This is a genomic window from Streptomyces sp. NPDC012510 (genome assembly GCF_042955065.1).
In the GTDB taxonomy this organism is placed as follows: domain Bacteria; phylum Actinomycetota; class Actinomycetes; order Streptomycetales; family Streptomycetaceae; genus Streptomyces.
Genome location: NZ_JBIBEN010000003.1, coordinates 222,718 through 237,798, shown reverse-complemented (window position 1 = coordinate 237,798; position 15,081 = coordinate 222,718). Strand labels below are relative to the sequence as shown.

At 72.4% G+C, this 15,081-nt stretch carries 11 protein-coding genes; 8 read left to right on the top strand and 3 right to left on the bottom strand.

Annotation, left to right across the window (positions count from 1 at the left end; translation table 11 throughout):
* Positions 1-31: 31 nt before the first annotated feature.
* Positions 32-781, bottom strand: a complete 750-nt coding sequence (locus ACFY9I_RS06475) for a DUF4142 domain-containing protein (RefSeq protein ID WP_390997463.1) — start codon at positions 779-781, stop codon at positions 32-34.
* Positions 782-1,051: 270 nt separating this feature from the next.
* Here ACFY9I_RS06475 and ACFY9I_RS06470 point away from each other — a divergent pair, with 270 nt between their 5' ends.
* From ACFY9I_RS06470 to ACFY9I_RS06450, 5 genes are all read left to right on the top strand, one after another.
* Entirely contained in the window at positions 1,052-2,023 is a 972-nt protein-coding gene (locus tag ACFY9I_RS06470) for a cyclase family protein (protein ID WP_390997460.1), read from the top strand.
* Positions 2,024-2,145: 122 nt separating this feature from the next.
* Positions 2,146-5,229 (top strand): SpoIIE family protein phosphatase, encoded by a 3,084-nt coding sequence (locus ACFY9I_RS06465; protein WP_390997457.1) that lies wholly within the window; start codon positions 2,146-2,148, stop codon positions 5,227-5,229.
* Positions 5,230-5,369: 140 nt separating this feature from the next.
* The gene (locus ACFY9I_RS06460) at positions 5,370-6,923 is read left to right on the top strand and encodes an ATP-binding cassette domain-containing protein (protein WP_390997454.1); all 1,554 of its coding nucleotides are present in this window, start codon (positions 5,370-5,372) and stop codon (positions 6,921-6,923) included.
* Positions 6,920-8,032 carry an ABC transporter permease gene (locus ACFY9I_RS06455; RefSeq protein ID WP_390997452.1) on the top strand — a complete coding sequence of 371 codons (1,113 nt, stop codon included), beginning with the start codon at positions 6,920-6,922 and terminating at the stop codon, positions 8,030-8,032. Before ACFY9I_RS06460 ends, ACFY9I_RS06455 begins: the two co-directional genes overlap by 4 nt.
* A gap of 68 nt (positions 8,033-8,100) precedes the next feature.
* Complete coding sequence (locus tag ACFY9I_RS06450; RefSeq protein ID WP_390998070.1) at positions 8,101-9,270, top strand: substrate-binding domain-containing protein; 1,170 nt, start codon at positions 8,101-8,103, stop codon at positions 9,268-9,270.
* Between the two features lie 73 nt (positions 9,271-9,343).
* Here ACFY9I_RS06450 and ACFY9I_RS06445 read toward each other — a convergent pair whose 3' ends face one another.
* Complete coding sequence (locus ACFY9I_RS06445) at positions 9,344-10,576, bottom strand: SpoIIE family protein phosphatase (RefSeq protein ID WP_390997449.1); 1,233 nt, start codon at positions 10,574-10,576, stop codon at positions 9,344-9,346.
* Positions 10,577-10,942: 366 nt separating this feature from the next.
* On the opposite strand from ACFY9I_RS06445, the gene ACFY9I_RS06440 reads away from it, so the two are divergent.
* Together ACFY9I_RS06440 and ACFY9I_RS06435 are read left to right on the top strand one after the other, a co-directional pair.
* Positions 10,943-11,092: a hypothetical protein gene (locus ACFY9I_RS06440; RefSeq protein WP_390997446.1), complete on the top strand. Its 150-nt coding sequence runs from the start codon at positions 10,943-10,945 to the stop codon at positions 11,090-11,092.
* Positions 11,093-11,406: 314 nt separating this feature from the next.
* Positions 11,407-11,802 carry a GNAT family N-acetyltransferase gene (locus ACFY9I_RS06435; RefSeq protein ID WP_390997444.1) on the top strand — a complete coding sequence of 132 codons (396 nt, stop codon included), beginning with the start codon at positions 11,407-11,409 and terminating at the stop codon, positions 11,800-11,802.
* Positions 11,803-11,878: 76 nt separating this feature from the next.
* Here ACFY9I_RS06435 and ACFY9I_RS06430 read toward each other — a convergent pair whose 3' ends face one another.
* Complete coding sequence (locus ACFY9I_RS06430; RefSeq protein ID WP_390997441.1) at positions 11,879-13,561, bottom strand: PucR family transcriptional regulator ligand-binding domain-containing protein; 1,683 nt, start codon at positions 13,559-13,561, stop codon at positions 11,879-11,881.
* Positions 13,562-13,814: 253 nt separating this feature from the next.
* Between ACFY9I_RS06430 and ACFY9I_RS06425 the strand changes: the two genes are divergently transcribed.
* Positions 13,815-15,080: an aminotransferase class III-fold pyridoxal phosphate-dependent enzyme gene (locus ACFY9I_RS06425; protein ID WP_390997438.1), complete on the top strand. Its 1,266-nt coding sequence runs from the start codon at positions 13,815-13,817 to the stop codon at positions 15,078-15,080.
* The last annotated feature ends 1 nt before the right edge of the window (position 15,081 follow it).

Sequence of the window (15,081 nt, the reverse complement as noted above, 5' to 3'; positions counted from 1 at the left end):
CCGGCCGGGACGACGCCCACCGCGTGGGCCCTCACCCCTTGCCGGCAGGGGGAGCGGGGGTGGCCGTCGGCGCGCTGGTCCTCACGTTCAGGTCCGGACGGGGGGTCAGGACGACCATCGGGGCTCCCGGCTGGGGCACGGGCGGGGTGACCTGTTCCTTGGGGAGCTTCGGCGGGTTGGTCTGCTGGTAGTTGACCTGGTCGTGGTTGACCAGGCCGGTCTTCTCCAGCACGGTGATGTGGTCGAGCACGGTGTCGTTGGCGAGGTCGGCCAGTTGGCGCACCAGGGTGTTGCGCGTACTGGCGCGGATCTTGGCGATGGTCGGGAAGATCTGGCCGTGTGTGACCCGCATGATGGTGACGGCGGTGGAGTCGAACTCCCGGCCGGTGGCGGCGTCGGCCGTCGCCACGAACTGCTGCTGCTGCGGGCTCGCCTGGTTGTTGAGCGTGATGCCCAGCTCGGGAGCGATCTTGCGGCACAGCTCGTCCAGGCCCGCGTGTCCGACGACCAGATGCTTACCGGCCTCCTTCATCTCCGGTGTCGTGCCGCGTTCCATGGCCATCTCGCCCAACGGGTACTCCCACAGCCCTGCGGCACGCACCTTGACGACGAAGTCCCGGTCGGCCTCGGTGAGAGGACCGAACTGGGTGTTGGCGATGATCCGCTCCGGGCCGGCGACGGTTTTCTCGACGCCCACCATGGCGGGGTAGGCGAGGGCGGCGACGGTCATCAGCAGACCGCCGCTCACGAAGATCGTGCCGATGCTCCATGTGCGACGCATGGGGAAGGTACCTCCTGGTGGCGAGTCGGTTGCCAAGAGGTACGGACGGACTCGACGAATGAATCATTGCGCCGGGTAAAATTTGCAGTGTGCTCGAATGGGCGGGGCCGGCTCAGGGCGGAGACGGCTCCGAGCGGCGACGGCGGCCGGGCGGAGACGGCGGCCGGGCGGAGACGGCGGCCTCACGTTTGTCAGGGCTCGCCGCACGGTACTTCTCGGGCGTCCTTCTTCCCCCGTGTGGCGCCGACAGTGAGCGAACGGTGAGTACGGATGAATGCGCATTCCGCTGATGCCCCGCGACCCGGGCCGCCGGCCGGCGCCGACAACGGGCCCGCTGTCTCCCGTGCGGAGTTCGACGCGCTGTTCGACGCGGTGCGTACGTGGGGGCGCTGGGAGAGGGCCGACCGAGGGGCCTGGAACCGGGTGACCGAGGACCATGTGCGGCGGGCGGTGGCCGGAGTGCGGTCCGGTGCGGTCGTCCAGATGGCGCGGCCCTGGAACACCCGGTCGGGCCCGGACAACCGGAAACCCGCCCTGCACCACATGACCGACCTGGGGGACGTGGAGAGCCCGGAACCCAGCACCCACAAGGACTTCATCGCCGCCGACTACCACGGCAAGGGCGTCACCCATCTCGACGCCCTGAGCCACATCGCCTATCAGGGACGGCTCTACGACGGTCGGCGGGCGCACGAGGCCGTGGGCGCGGCGGGCGCCCGGTTCGGCGCGGTGTCGGAGCTGGGGCCCCTCGTCACCAGAGGGGTCCTGCTCGACCTCCCCGCCGTCCTCGGTCTCCCCTGGCTGGAGCCGGGGCGGGCGGTGCGCGCCGGGGACGTCGTCGCGGCGGAACAGGCGCTCGGCGTGACGATCGGCGAGGGTGACGCCGTGCTGCTGCGCTCCGGACACGTCCGCCGCCGCGAGGAACTCGGAGCCTGGGATCCCGACACGGCGAGCGCCGGGTTCCATGTGAACGCCGTACCCGTGCTGGCCGAACGGGGGGTCGCACTGCTCGGTGGCGACGGTGACAGCGATGTGCGGCCCTCACCCGTGGAGGGTGTGCACTCGCCGGTCCACGCGCTGGCGGTGGCGGCGATGGGGGTGCCGCTGCTGGACAACCTCGACCTGGAGGCGCTCTCCGACGCGACCGCCGAGGCGGGCCGGTACGAGTTCCTCCTGGTCGTGGCTCCGCTGAACGTCCCTGGCGGGACGGGCTCGCCGGTCAACCCGGTCGCTGTCCTGTGACACCGTGCCTCACGGTGTGTGACGAGCGCTCCGCATCGTGACTCACGTGGCTGATGCCCGTATCCTCGTCAATGCCAGATATTTCCGATAAGCGGATTGTCCAGGGCGCGAGTGAGGCCAGCGTGGTGCGGTCCGAAGGAGAGCCGGTACTCACGGGACGTGCGACAGACGGCACGGGCCCCACCCTTTTTCGCGAGCGTTTTCTGCAGGGCGAGTCGCTGGAGACGGGCGTACGCGGCTCGATCCTGAACTCCTGGCAGCGCTGCCGGTCCCTGGGGCTCTCGCCGGACCAGTCCGACCTCCCCTTCCGGGACGACTTCGACCGGGACGACCGGATCGCCCGCGCGGCCGTACCGGTGCTCGACCGGCTGGAATCGAGGTTCGCCGGCAGCGCCATCAACATCTCCGTCGCCGACGAGAACGGCACGGTTCTCCTACGCCGCTTCGGTGAGGCGTCCCTGGCCAGAGGGCTCCCGGACATCCAGACCGTCCCGGGCTTCGTGTTCGCCGAGCGGTTCGCCGGCACCAACGGCATCGGTCTCGCCCTCGCGGAACGACGTCTCATCCGGGTGTACGGCGCCGAGCACTTCGCCGAACGCTCCCAGGCCAGCGCGTGCAGAGCCCTCCCCGTGCGTGACCCCCTCAGCGGCCGTATCGAGGGTGTTCTCTGCTTCGGGTACCCGCGCGGCTTCGAGCACCCGGCGCTGTCCGCCGTGATACGCAAGGCGGCCGCCGCCATCGAACGGCGGCTGCTGGGGCAGAGCTCCGTGCGTGAGCGTTCCCTGTTGCAGGCGTACCTGGACGCCGGGACCGAGGCAGGCGTGGGTCCCCACCACAGCGTCGGCGTGGACGAACTGGCCCTCGGACTGCGCCCCGGCGACCGGGCGACGCTCCTGGAGAAGGCCGCCGAACTGATCTCCCGCGCGCAGCGGGCCGCCGTCGACGTGCCCCTGACGGACGGGCGCATGGTCAGACTCGTGAGCCGCCTGATGACGAGCGCCTCCGGGGTGGAGGGCATCGCGGTCGAGGCCGTCCTTCCCGGCCCCCAGGCGCCTCAGCCTCTTGTCGTACCGCGCGGGCTGGAGGAGGGGGTGCGGGGCTTCCTCGACGGCTCCCCCGCGTCGCCTGTCGGACCGGTGGTCCCCGTCGGCCTCGTGGGCTCTGTCGAGCACGCAGACACCCCGCTGGGCCGGCGCTTCGAGGGCGCCCCCCTGGCTGCGAAGGCCGGCCCGCTGTCCGCGATTGCGGTGCCCGGCCACCAGCGCGACACCGCACACGGCGAGATCACCGGGGGCGTCGACGGCGCCGGGGCCGACGGGCTCCCTGCCGACGGCCTCACCGTCGACGGATATTCCCCCGCCACCGACATCACTCCGCCCACCCCGGGCATCGCTCCACATGCCGTCGGCGTCACCCCGCCCACCACCGCCGTCCCGCCCGGTGCCCAACCCACCGCCGCCGACGACGAGCCGGACGGCCGCCCCGTCACCCCGGCCCCCGAGAGAGGCCTCATCATGGTGGGCGAGCCCCACGTCGGCACCTACGCGCTGGCCGCCCGCCGTCGTCTGGAGCTGCTGTCCGAGGCCAGCACCCGTATTGGCACCACCCTGGACGTACGCCGCACCGCCCAGGAACTCGCCGACACGGCGGTCCCACGGCTGGCCGACTTCGTCACCATCGACCTGGCCGAACCCGTGCTGCGCGGCGAGGAGGCCGCCGACCCCCGCAGTGACCTGCGCCGTACGGTGGTCCACGGCATCCGTGACGACCTCCCCTTCAGCCCGGTCGGCAAACAGGTCGACTACGGCCCGACGGCGCCCCAGCTCCGCTGTCTGACCAGGGGAGAGGCACTGCTGGAACCGGATCTGAGGACGGCGGCCGGCTGGCTCGCGCAGGACCCCGAGCACACGGGACGGCTGCTGAGCCACGTGCACTCCCTCATCGCGGTGCCCCTGGTCGCCCGGGGTGTGGTCCTGGGCGTCGCCGCCTTCTACCGGGCCCAGGATCCCGCCCCGTTCGGGGACGACGACCGCTCGCTGGCCCAGGAACTCGCCAGCCGCGCCGCGCTCTCCATCGACAACGCCCGGCGCTACACACGCGAACGCACCATGGTCCTGGCCCTGCAGCGCAGCCTGCTCCCGCAGGGCCTGCCCGACCAGGACTCCGTCGAGGTCGCCCACCGCTATCTGCCCGCCGAGTCCGACGTCGGCGGCGACTGGTACGACGTCATCCCGCTCTCCGGTTCCCGGATCGGCCTCTTCGTCGGGGACGTCGTCGGCCACGGCATGCTCTCCGCCGCGACGATGGGGCGCGTCCGTACGGCCGCACGCAGCTTCGCCGAGCTCGACTTCCCGCCGGACGAGGTCCTCACCCACCTCGACAACCTCGTGGGACGACTGGACCGGGAGGACCCCGTCTCCGACGGTGGCGGCATCATCGGCGCGACCTGTCTGTACGCCGTCTACGACCCGACCTCCCAGCAGTGCACCCTGGCGCGCGCGGGCCACCCGCCGCCCGCGCTGGTCGGGCCCGACGGCGACGTGTCGTTCCCGGACCTGCCCGCCGGACCTCCGCTAGGACTCGGGGGGCTGCCGTTCGAAGCCGTGGACATACACCTCCCCGAGGGCAGCCAGTTGGTCCTCTACACCGACGGACTCATCGAGGACCGCAACCGCGACGTCGACGTGGTCCTCGACCAGCTCCGCGTGGCCCTGGCCCACCCCGAACGCACACCGGAGGAGACCTGCCGGGTGGTCCTGGACACCGTGGCACCCACACACCCGGGCGACGACATCGCCCTGCTCGTCGCCCGCACCCACGCCTTCGACCCACGGCGGATCGCCGCCTGGGAGCTGCCCTCCGACCCGGCCGTCGTCAGTGAGGTCCGCGCCGCGGCCCTACGGAAGCTGGCCGACTGGGGGCTGGACGAGGCCGCGTTCGCCGCCGAACTGATGCTCAGCGAACTGGTCACCAACGCCGTCCGTCACGGCGCCGGCCCCATCCGCGTACGGCTGCTGTATGACCGCTCCCTGATCTGCGAGGTCGCCGACACCAGCAACACGGCCCCCCATCTGCGCCGGGCGGCCACCACCGACGAGGGCGGTCGCGGACTGTTCCTCGTCGCCCAGCTCTCCCAGAGCTGGGGCACGCGCTACACCCCGGACGGCAAGGTCATCTGGGCGGAATGCGGGCTCGACGGCGGCTGACGCGACGGCCCTCGGGGCACTCCGCTCGTCCGTTGGGGTCAGAGATGGCGACGAAATGCCGTCAATGAAGTGATATGTACGGTTAGTATCACTGACGCAAGTCGGGAAGAACCCGCCAGTGCCGATCCCCGGAGCTGTCCGTGCACGACGCTCACGACACCTCTGCACAGCCGGCCCCGCCCGGCAGGGCGCAACCGTTGGTCCGTGTCCGAGGGCTCGTCAAACGGTTCGGCGGCACCCTCGCCCTGGCCGGGGTCGACCTCGACGTCCACCCCGGCAGCGTCCTCGCCCTCCTCGGCCCCAACGGAGCCGGGAAGTCCACGCTCATCAAGATCCTCGCCGGTGTCCACCACGCGGACTCGGGCACCGTCACGGTGGACGGGCACCCCCTCGGGAGTCCTGCCGCCTCCCGCCGCATGTCCTTCATCCACCAGGACCTCGGTCTGGTGGAGTGGATGACGGTCGCCGAGAACATCGCCCTGACCACCGGATACGCCCGCCGCGCCGGGCTGATCTCCTGGCGCCGCACCCGGGAGCGCTGCACCGAGGCCCTGGCACGGGTCGGCGGCCACCTCGACCCGGACGCCCCGATCACCCACCTCGACCCGGCCGAACGGTCCCTGGTCGCCATCGCCCGAGCACTGGCGGCACGGGCGCGGCTCATCGTCCTCGACGAACCGACCGCCCGGCTCCCGGCCGCCGACTGCGCCCGCCTGTTCCGCGTCTTGCACGCCCTGCGCGACCGGGGCCACGGCATCCTCTACGTCAGCCACCGCCTGGACGAGGTGTACGAGGTCGCCGACGCCTTCGCCGTCCTGCGCGACGGCCACCTCGTCAGCCAAGGCTCGACGGCGGGGCACAGCCCCATCCGCCTGGTGCGTGACATCACCGGCGAGGAACCGGCCCACCACCGACCCGCCCCCGCCCCCGCGCCGGCCGAAGGCCCACCGGTCCTGAACCTCGACGGCGTACGGACCTCCGGAGCGGGACCGGTCGACCTGGAGCTGAGAGCCGGGGAAGCCCTCGGCCTGGTCGGCCTCTCGGGCGCCGGACACATGGACCTCGGCCGGGCCCTGGCCGGTTCCCGGCCCTTCCGCGACGGAACGGTTCTGCTCGACGGCCGCCCCTACCGCCCCCGCACGGTCGCCGACGCCGTGGAACACGGTGTCGCCTTCGTCCCCGGCGACCGGCAGCGGGAGGGCTGCCTCGCCGAACTGACCGTCCGCGAGAACCTCCTGGCCAACCCTCGCGCCGGGGCCGGGCCGACACCCCGCTGGATCGGTCCCCGCCGCGAACGCGCCCACGCCGCCGCCCTGATCGAACGGTTCTCGGTGCGTCCCCGCGACAGCGAGGCCCCCATCGCCACCCTGTCCGGCGGGAACCAGCAGAAGGTCATGATCGGCCGCTGGCTGAGGACCGGCCTGCGTCTGCTGATCCTGGAGGAGCCGACGGCGAGCGTCGACGTCGGCGCCAAGGCCGCCGTCCACCGTCTGCTCGACGAGGCGCGCGCCGGAGGTCTCGCGGTCGTCCTCATCTCCACCGACTTCGAGGAGGTCGCGAGGGTGTGCGGGCGCGCCCTGGTCTTCGTCCGAGGCTCCGTGACAACCGACCTGAGCGGTCCGGCCCTCACCGTCGTCGGACTGACCCGGGCGGCTTCGGCCCTGCCCCCCTCCGGCACCGCGACGCACCCGTGACCGCCCCGCACCCCCCGCCCGCTCCGCGCCCACGCCGACCTGAACGGCCGCGTCGACCCCGCCCGCGCGGCGGGTTGGGCGGGCACCTCATCGGCGCCTACGGCCTCCTGGCCCTCACCGCCCTGCTCGTGGTGGTCTTCTCCTTCGCCCTGCCGCGCACCTTCCCCACTTCGGACACCGTCGACTCGATCCTCTCCACCCAGTCGATCCCGGCCGTCCTGGCCCTCGCCGCCATGGTCCCCATCGTCACCGGCGCGTTCGACCTCTCCATCGGCTACGGCCTCGGCCTGGCCCATGTCATGGTGCTGTACCTGATCGTCGAAGCCGGCTGGTCCTGGCCGCTCGCCTGTCTCGCCGTGGTCGTCGGCGGACTGGTCGTAGGTGTCCTCAACGGTGTCGTCGTCGAGTTCGGCCGGATCGACTCCTTCATCGCCACGCTCGGCACCGGCAGCATGATGTACGCCGTGACCGGCTGGATCACCGACGGAGGCCGGATCGTCCCCGGCGCCGGGGGCCTCCCGGCCGCCTTCACCGACCTCTACACCTCCACGTTCCTCGGCCTGCCCGTCCCCGCGTTCTACGTGCTGGTCCTCGCGGTGGCCCTCTGGCTGGTGCTGGAGCGGCTGCCCATCGGCCGGTACCTGTACGTCGTCGGGTCGAACCCACGCGCCGCCGACCTGGTCGGCATCCCGGTCCGCAAGTACACCGTCTGCGCCTTCGCCGCGTCGGGCCTGATCGTCGGCTGCGCCGGAGTGCTGCTCGCGGCCCAGCAGCAGATCGGCAATCCGAGCGTCGGCCTGGACTACCTGCTGCCCGCCTTCGTCGGGGCGCTCCTCGGCTCCACCGCGATCAGACCGGGCCGTCCCAACGCCATGGGCACCCTCGTCGCCGTCGCCGTGCTCGCGGTCGGTCTCACCGGCATCGCCCAGTTGGGCGCGGACTTCTGGACGGTGCCCCTGTTCCACGGCGGAACGCTGCTCCTCGCCGTCGGCCTGGCCGGCTACACCGCCCGCCGCCGGGTCCGCGACGGCGCCGTCGCGGACCGCGCCGCGTCCGCCCCCACGCCCGGCCACTCACCCGGCGCCGACACGACGGGCGGCCCTCCATGACCCACGCCGCGCGCGACACCGCCGACCCCGGCGGCGTCCTCCCGCTCGTCCCTCCGCGAGGAGTCCCCGTGCACCACCACCGCAAGGCCAACGCCGGAGCACACAAGGCCCGGTACGCGGCGACCGTTCTCCTGACCGCGACCGCCGTCCTCCTGACCGGCTGCGAACGCGGCTCGTCCGGCGATCCGGAGGGCGACGCCTCGGGTACGAGCGGTTGCCCCGAGGCCCACGCCGAGGCCCGCGCCGCCGTGGGCCGGGCGGAGCGGACCGACGTCCCGTGGAACGGCCCGACCACCGGCCCCGCGGCGGTCGCCGGGAGCCGGACCATCGTCTACGTCGCGCAGACCATGACCAATCCGGGAGTCGCCGGAGCCGCCGAGGGCGTGCGCGAGGCCGCGCGGGTCATCGGCTGGAACGTCCGGGTCATCGACGGCGGTGGCACCCCCGCCGGCATCCAGGCGGCGATGAGCGAGGCCGTGGCCCTCAGGCCCTCGGGCATCGTCATCGGCGGCTTCGACCCCACCGCGACCTCGCAGCAGGTCGCGCGGGCCGACGAGGCAGGCATCCCGCTCATCGGCTGGCACGCGGTCGCCGCCCCCGGCCCCAGCCGGCAGCCCCCGCTCTTCACCAACATCACCACCCGGGTCGAGAACGTGGCAAGGATCAGCGCGCAGTGGGTCATCTCGACGTCGAACGGCGACGCCGGAGTCGTCGTCTTCACCGACGCCTCGATCCCCTTCGCCAAGAACAAGTCCGACCTGATCAGAAAGGAACTCGCCACCTGCGCCGGCGTGCGCCTCCTGTCGTACGAGAACATCCCCATCCCCGACGCCAGTAGCCGTACACCCCGTGAGGTCTCCTCGCTCCTGTCCCGCTTCCCGGACCGGTGGACCCACTCCGTCGCCATCAACGACCTGTACTTCGCCGACGCGGCGCCGGCCTTCCGGGCGGCCGGCAAGGAGGGCTCCGGCCCGCCCTTCAACATCGGTGCCGGGGACGGGGACCCCTCCGCCTTCCAGCGGATCAACAACGAGCAGTACCAGGCGGCCACCGTCCCCGAGCCGCTGACGCTGCAGGGGTGGCAGATCGTGGACGAGTTCAACCGCGCCTTCTCCGACCGGCCCGCCAGCGGCTATGTGGCCCCCGTCCACATCAGCACAGCCGACAACAGCGAGGACGCCACGAGCTGGAACCCGTCGGGCTACCAGGAGGGCTACCGCAAGATCTGGGACAGGTGACAGTCGCCCGCCCGGGGCAGGGCGGCCGTCGGACCGGCGCGGCGCCGCAGGGCCGCGGTGGGGCCGTGACGGGTCACAGGCGCAGGACGATCAGCGCGGTGTCGTCGGTGTTGCCCGCCGCGGGCAGGAGATCGGCGAGCAGGGCGTCGGCCAGGGTCTCGGGGTCGAGCTCGCGATGGCGGGCGAGGGAGTCGGCGAGGCGCTCCAGACCGGTGTCGATGCTCTCGGTACGGCGCTCGATCAGCCCGTCGGTGTACAGGACCAGGGTGGCGGCGTCGACGAAGGGCGCGTGCGCCCGTGGGCGAGGGGCGTGGGTGGGCCGGGCGGCGAGCGGCGGGTCGGTGGCGTGGTCGAGGAAGACCACGGTGCCGTCGGGGTGCACCAGGGCGGGCGGTGGGTGGCCCGCGCAGCTGTAGGTGATGCTGTGGCTGTCCCAGTCGATGAAGGTCGTCACCACCGTCGTCGACTCGGCGCCGTCGACCGAGCGGGCGTAGAGGTCGAGGGCCTCCAGGGCTTGGGCCGGATCATGGGTGAGTCGGGTGGCCCCACTCAGCGCACTGCGCAACTGCCCCATGGCGCATGCGGCCGCCAGACCGTGCCCGACGACATCGCCCACGGCGACGGCGAGACCGCGGCCGGGCAGGGTGACCAGGTCGTACCAGTCGCCGCACACGTTCAGCGCGCCGACGGCCGGCCGGTACCGCACGGCGGCGCCGTGCGCGCCGGCCGGGCCGGGCGAGGGCAGCATCGCCGCCTGCAGGGCCAGCGCCACCTCGCGCTCGTGGGCGTGGGCCGATCGCAGCCGCTCGTTGACCTCCTGCAACTCACGGGCGCGGGTGTACAGCTCGGCCTCCAGCACCCGGGCGCGGTCGCCACCGCCGCCCGGCCCGCCGCGGGCGCGGATGAGTTCGGTGACCTCCTCGACCCTGTGCACGATCAGGGCCACCTTCCCGTCCGGGCCGAGGACGGGGGCGTTGACAGGGCTCCAGTAGTGCTCCTGCCAGCGGCCGGGCCGCTCCGGGTCCTCGATGTCGTAGCGGAGCAGCGCCATCGTGTCGCGCTCGCCGGTGGCCACCGTGCGCAGCATCGAGGCCTCGGTCTCCCGCATGCCCGCCGCGGAGGGTTCGTTCGGGTTCTCGGGGAAGACGTCGAAGATGTACCGGCCCAGCAACTGCTCGCGGGTGCGTCCGGCCAGACGCAGGAAGTCCTCGTTGGCGTCGACGTACACCAGGTCGGGGGTGAGCAGTGCCACCATTCCGGGCAGGGCCCGGAAAACCTCCGCATAGTCGATATGCGGTTCCCTCATGTCCAGCCCGCCTCGGCGCCGACCGTCAGTGTGCCGTTCCACGATAGGCGCGAACACCCCGCACGACCCGACGGTTCCGCGGCTTCCTCCCTCGAGGCCTTCCGGCCCCGCCGCTCCAGCCGCCCACGACGGTCCACCGGCACCGGCCTCCGCCCCTTCCTCCCACCCGGCCTCCGCCCCTTCCTCCCACCCGCGACCGACCGCCTGCCCCCGGACACCGGTGACGACCGAAAGAGTGAACCGTGACGCGGATGCACGCCCGTCGCGCCCGTGAGTGATGAAAGCGGAAGGTAAACGATTTCTACACCATGGGAGGCTGATGGCTCGTAGGGCAATGCTCAATGCGGGGTCGCCTCTCTCGTCGCCATGAACACCACCACCGACCAGACGTTCACCCTGCCCGCCCGGCAGCGGTTCGGCCCGGCCCGCGACCTCGCCGCCGGCAAGGTGATCGGCGCCGGTCAGCGGCCGAAGCTGGGCCCGCTCGGCACCTTGGTCCTGTACCGGGGCCGCTGACCGAGCGGGGGAACCGGTGCGGTACGGGGGACCGCACCGGCTCACCGCCCTCCCCGACCTTCCCGCACTCAACGTCGAGTGAAAGAGGACAGACCACCGATGGCAGAGCCGCACCCCCCCGTGACGCCCGGCCCACCCCCCAACCGCCGCCGCTTCCTCCGGATCACCGCCGCCGGGTTCGGCATGCGTCGTTCCCGACCTGCGCGGCCACGGCCGTTCCGAGGTACCGGACGAGGGCAACACACCCGCGTGAGGTGGCGGAGGACCTCGCCGCGCTGATCCGGCCCCTGGGCCTGGGGGCATACGATCGGAGGGTGACGATCACCTACGAATGGCGGGGCGACTTCGACAACGCGACCCTCAACGCGCTGCACGCCGACGGGTTCGGCCACCCGGTCGCTCGGACCGACTGGCGAGCACGGCTCGAACGCCACAGTCTCGGCTGGGTGTGTGCCAAGGAGAACGGCTCGTTGATCGGCTTCGTCAACGTCGGCTGGGACGGCGGAGTCCATGCCTTCGTCCTGGACACGGTTGTCGCGCCGAGTCACCGGGCGCGAGGTGTCGGCGCCGCACTGGTCGCCACCGCTGCTGACGAAGCCCGTGCCGCGAAGTGCGCGTGGCTCCACGTGGACTTCGCGGAGCACCTGCGTCCGTTCTACCTCGATGCCTGCGGCTTCAAGGAGACGGCGGCCGGCCTGCTGGCCCTCTGAGTCAGCCCGCCGCCGGCGGCGACCTCGGCCAGACCGATGAAGCGCACCAAGCCCGCGCTCAGTTCCGGCCGCGCCGTCACTCGGCTACTCCCCCCGGCCGTTCGGGAACGCGTGACCGCACAACGTCGAGCGCGGCCAGCGCCACATGCAGTTCGGTGCGCTGCTCGCCGGATTCGAGGTCGCACGACAGGAGGCGGTCGATGGTGCGCAGGCGCTGGTAGACGGTCTCGCGGGACAGACCGCCCCGGCGTGCGGTGGTGGTCTTGTTGCCGGCCGAGTCCAGGTAGTGGCGCAGGGTCGTCAGCAGATCCGTGCCGTGGCGGGTGTCGTGGTCGACGAGTCGCCCGAGCCGCCGTTCGGCGTACTCCTGGACGCGGACGTCCTCGCGGAGGGCGTACAGAAGGCGGCGCAGACCGATGTCGGCCTGCTCGTGGAAGGAGCGGCCCGGTGGAAGGGGCTGGCCGGGTGGGGTGGCCTCGGCGACACGGGCCGCCTCACGGAAGGAACGGGCCGTGTCATTGAGGTCCATGACCTCAGAGCCGACGCTCACCACCGCCTCCGGTGCCAAGTCCCTTGCCGTGACGCCAAGTTGCTCGACGACAGGCCGCCACTGCCGGGACGCGCGCAGGGCCAGCAGGATGCCGAGCCGGCCGGGGGCCAGCGCTCCGACCAGTGCCTGTGCCCCGGCGCGGCGCAGCTCCTGGGGCAGACGGGTCTCCAGCACCGAGCCGTCCTCGGCCGTGGAGAAGTCCACGAGCACCGCGAGGAAGCGGCTGTTCTCGGTGGGCAGCCCCAGTGCGGCGAAGCGGGCGCGGGCGTCCTCGGGCGAGCGGTGGCGCTGTCCCGTCAGGTCGCGCAGCGCGTTGCGGTGTGCGGTGTGCTCCCAGGGCGTGGGGTGGATGAGACGGGCGACGGTCAGGGCCATCGCCGTTCTCTCCAGGACGGTGAGGTGCTCCGGTGCGAACGACGGCCCGTCGGCCCGGTCCGGGAGCATGAGCACCCGTCCCCAGCGTTCACCCTGGTACTCCACGGGCGCGACCAGCCAGTTCACCGTGCCACGGGAGCCGGTGGGTCCGCCGTGCGCGACGCCCCTGGAATGCCGCTCCCAGTCGGCGAGCGCCGCTTCCATCGTGCAGCCGGACGGCTCGCAGATCAGGGCCTGGTGCATCAGGTTCTCCAGGACGACGGTGTGGCCGCTCATCTCCGCCGCCGCCCGCACCACGTCCTCCGGCCCCGCGCCGCGCAGCGTCAGCGCGGTGAACGCCTCGTGGATGCGCTGGGTCCGGCGCATCGCCTCGGCCTGGTTGCCGAGGATGAGGGCGTGGACGACCTGGGTGACCTCCAGGAAGTTGACGTCCCTGGCGAGGGTGATCAGGGGGAGGTCTCGGGCCCGGCACGCGTGGACGAGTGCGTCGGGCGGCCGGTGGTAGCGGCGGACCAGTTCGATGACCAGGGCCGCCGCATCGACGTCGGCGAGTTCGTCGACGTACCGGCGCACCCCCGCGGAATCGTCGGGCAGGGGCATGCCGGTCGTCAGGACCAGCTCGCCGCCCTTGAGGAAGGACGCGGGGTCCGTCAGCTCTGTGATGTGGACCCACCGCACCGGCCGGTCGAGATGAGGGAGACCCGTGACCACCTGGGGCTGCCCGGCGGCCAGGACGGGCAGGGCCAGGACGTCCGCGACCGTGGGCACACGGCCGGCGGCGGGGACGCGGTCGTCCGTCTCGGGTGGACGAAGCGTCGGGCGGTTGTCGTTCACGGTGTCTCCCTGGCGCCTTCCGCTCCGGTGGAGCCTAGAGCTCGGGGGCGCCCGGCCACTGTGACAAGTGGCGCTGACCTGCGCAAGAGCTGTCCACCGGCCGGCCCAGGAGCCGAGGGTTGACACAACGTCCGAACACCGCGCCCACGCTGGACAGATCACGCGTTGTCGCGGTCCCCGGCGGCCGGGATGCTCTAAAGGCCGGAGCGGACCACGCTCACGCAGCCCATCACACAACGGCCGGGAGACGAACATGACCGCACTGTCGCCGCACCTTCGCCAGGCCACGCCCGTGGTGGCGGTCCGGGGCGAGGGCGTCCACCTCTACGGCGAGGACGGCCGCCGCTACCTCGACTTCACCGCCGGGATCGGGGTGACCAGCACCGGACACTGTCACCCCAGGGTGGTGGAGGCGGCGCGGGAGCAGGTGGGCACGCTCGTGCACGGTCAGTACACGACCGTCATGCACCAGCCCCTCCAGCGCCTCGTCGAGAAGCTCGGCGACGTGCTGCCGACCGGTCTGGACAGCCTGTTCTTCACCAACTCGGGCAGCGAGGCCGTCGAGGCCGCGCTGCGCCTGGCCCGCCAGGCCACCGGCCGGCCGAACATCATCGTCTGCCACGGCGGCTTCCACGGCCGTACGGTGGCCGCCGCGTCCATGACGACCTCCGGCACCCGCTTCCGCTCCGGCTTCTCGCCGCTGATGAGCGGGGTCGTCGTCACCCCCTTCCCCGCCGCCTACCGCTACGGCTGGGACGAGGAGACCGCCACCCGCTTCGCCCTGAAGGAGCTGGACTACACGCTCCAGACGATCTCCTCGCCCGCCGACACGGCCGCGATCATCGTCGAGCCGGTACTCGGCGAGGGCGGGTACGTGCCCGCCACCCGCGCGTTCATGGAAGGGCTGCGCGAGCGGGCGGACCGGCACGGCTTCCTGCTGATCCTCGACGAGGTGCAGACCGGAGTGGGCCGCACCGGACGGTTCTGGGGCCATGAGCACTTCGGCGTCACCCCGGACATCCTCGTCACCGCCAAGGGCCTGGCCAGCGGCTACCCGCTCTCCGGGATCGCCGCGTCCGAGGAGCTGATGAGCAAGGCGTGGCCGGGCTCGCAGGGCGGCACCTACGGCGCCAACGCCGTGGCCTGCGCCGCCGCCTGCGCCACCCTCGACGTCGTACGCGACGAGCGGCTCGTCGAGAACACCGAGGCGATGGGCAAGCGGCTGCGCCAGGGCCTGGAGGCGGTGGCGGACCGGACGCCCGGCATCGGCGACGTGCGCGGCCTCGGCCTCATGCTGGCCACCGAGTTCGTCACCGAGGACGGCGCCCCCGACCCCGAGACCGCCGCCCGGGTGCAGCGCGCCGCCATCGACGAGGGACTGCTGTTGCTGCTCTGCGGCGCCTGGAACCAGGTCGTGCGGATGATCCCGGCACTCGTCATCGACGAGGCCGCGGTGGACGAGGGCCTCCAGGCCTGGGCGAACGCGGTCGAGACAGGCACCTCGGGAGCAGTGCGGTGAC

Coding starts and splice junctions, on each gene's coding strand:
- ACFY9I_RS06475 (WP_390997463.1), bottom strand. CDS start 781: ATGCGTCGCACATGGAGCATCGGCACGATCTTCGTGAGCGGCGGTCTG.
- ACFY9I_RS06470 (WP_390997460.1), top strand. CDS start 1,052: ATGAATGCGCATTCCGCTGATGCCCCGCGACCCGGGCCGCCGGCCGGC.
- ACFY9I_RS06445 (WP_390997449.1), bottom strand. CDS start 10,576: ATGAGGGAACCGCATATCGACTATGCGGAGGTTTTCCGGGCCCTGCCC.
- ACFY9I_RS06440 (WP_390997446.1), top strand. CDS start 10,943: ATGAACACCACCACCGACCAGACGTTCACCCTGCCCGCCCGGCAGCGG.
- ACFY9I_RS06425 (WP_390997438.1), top strand. CDS start 13,815: ATGACCGCACTGTCGCCGCACCTTCGCCAGGCCACGCCCGTGGTGGCG.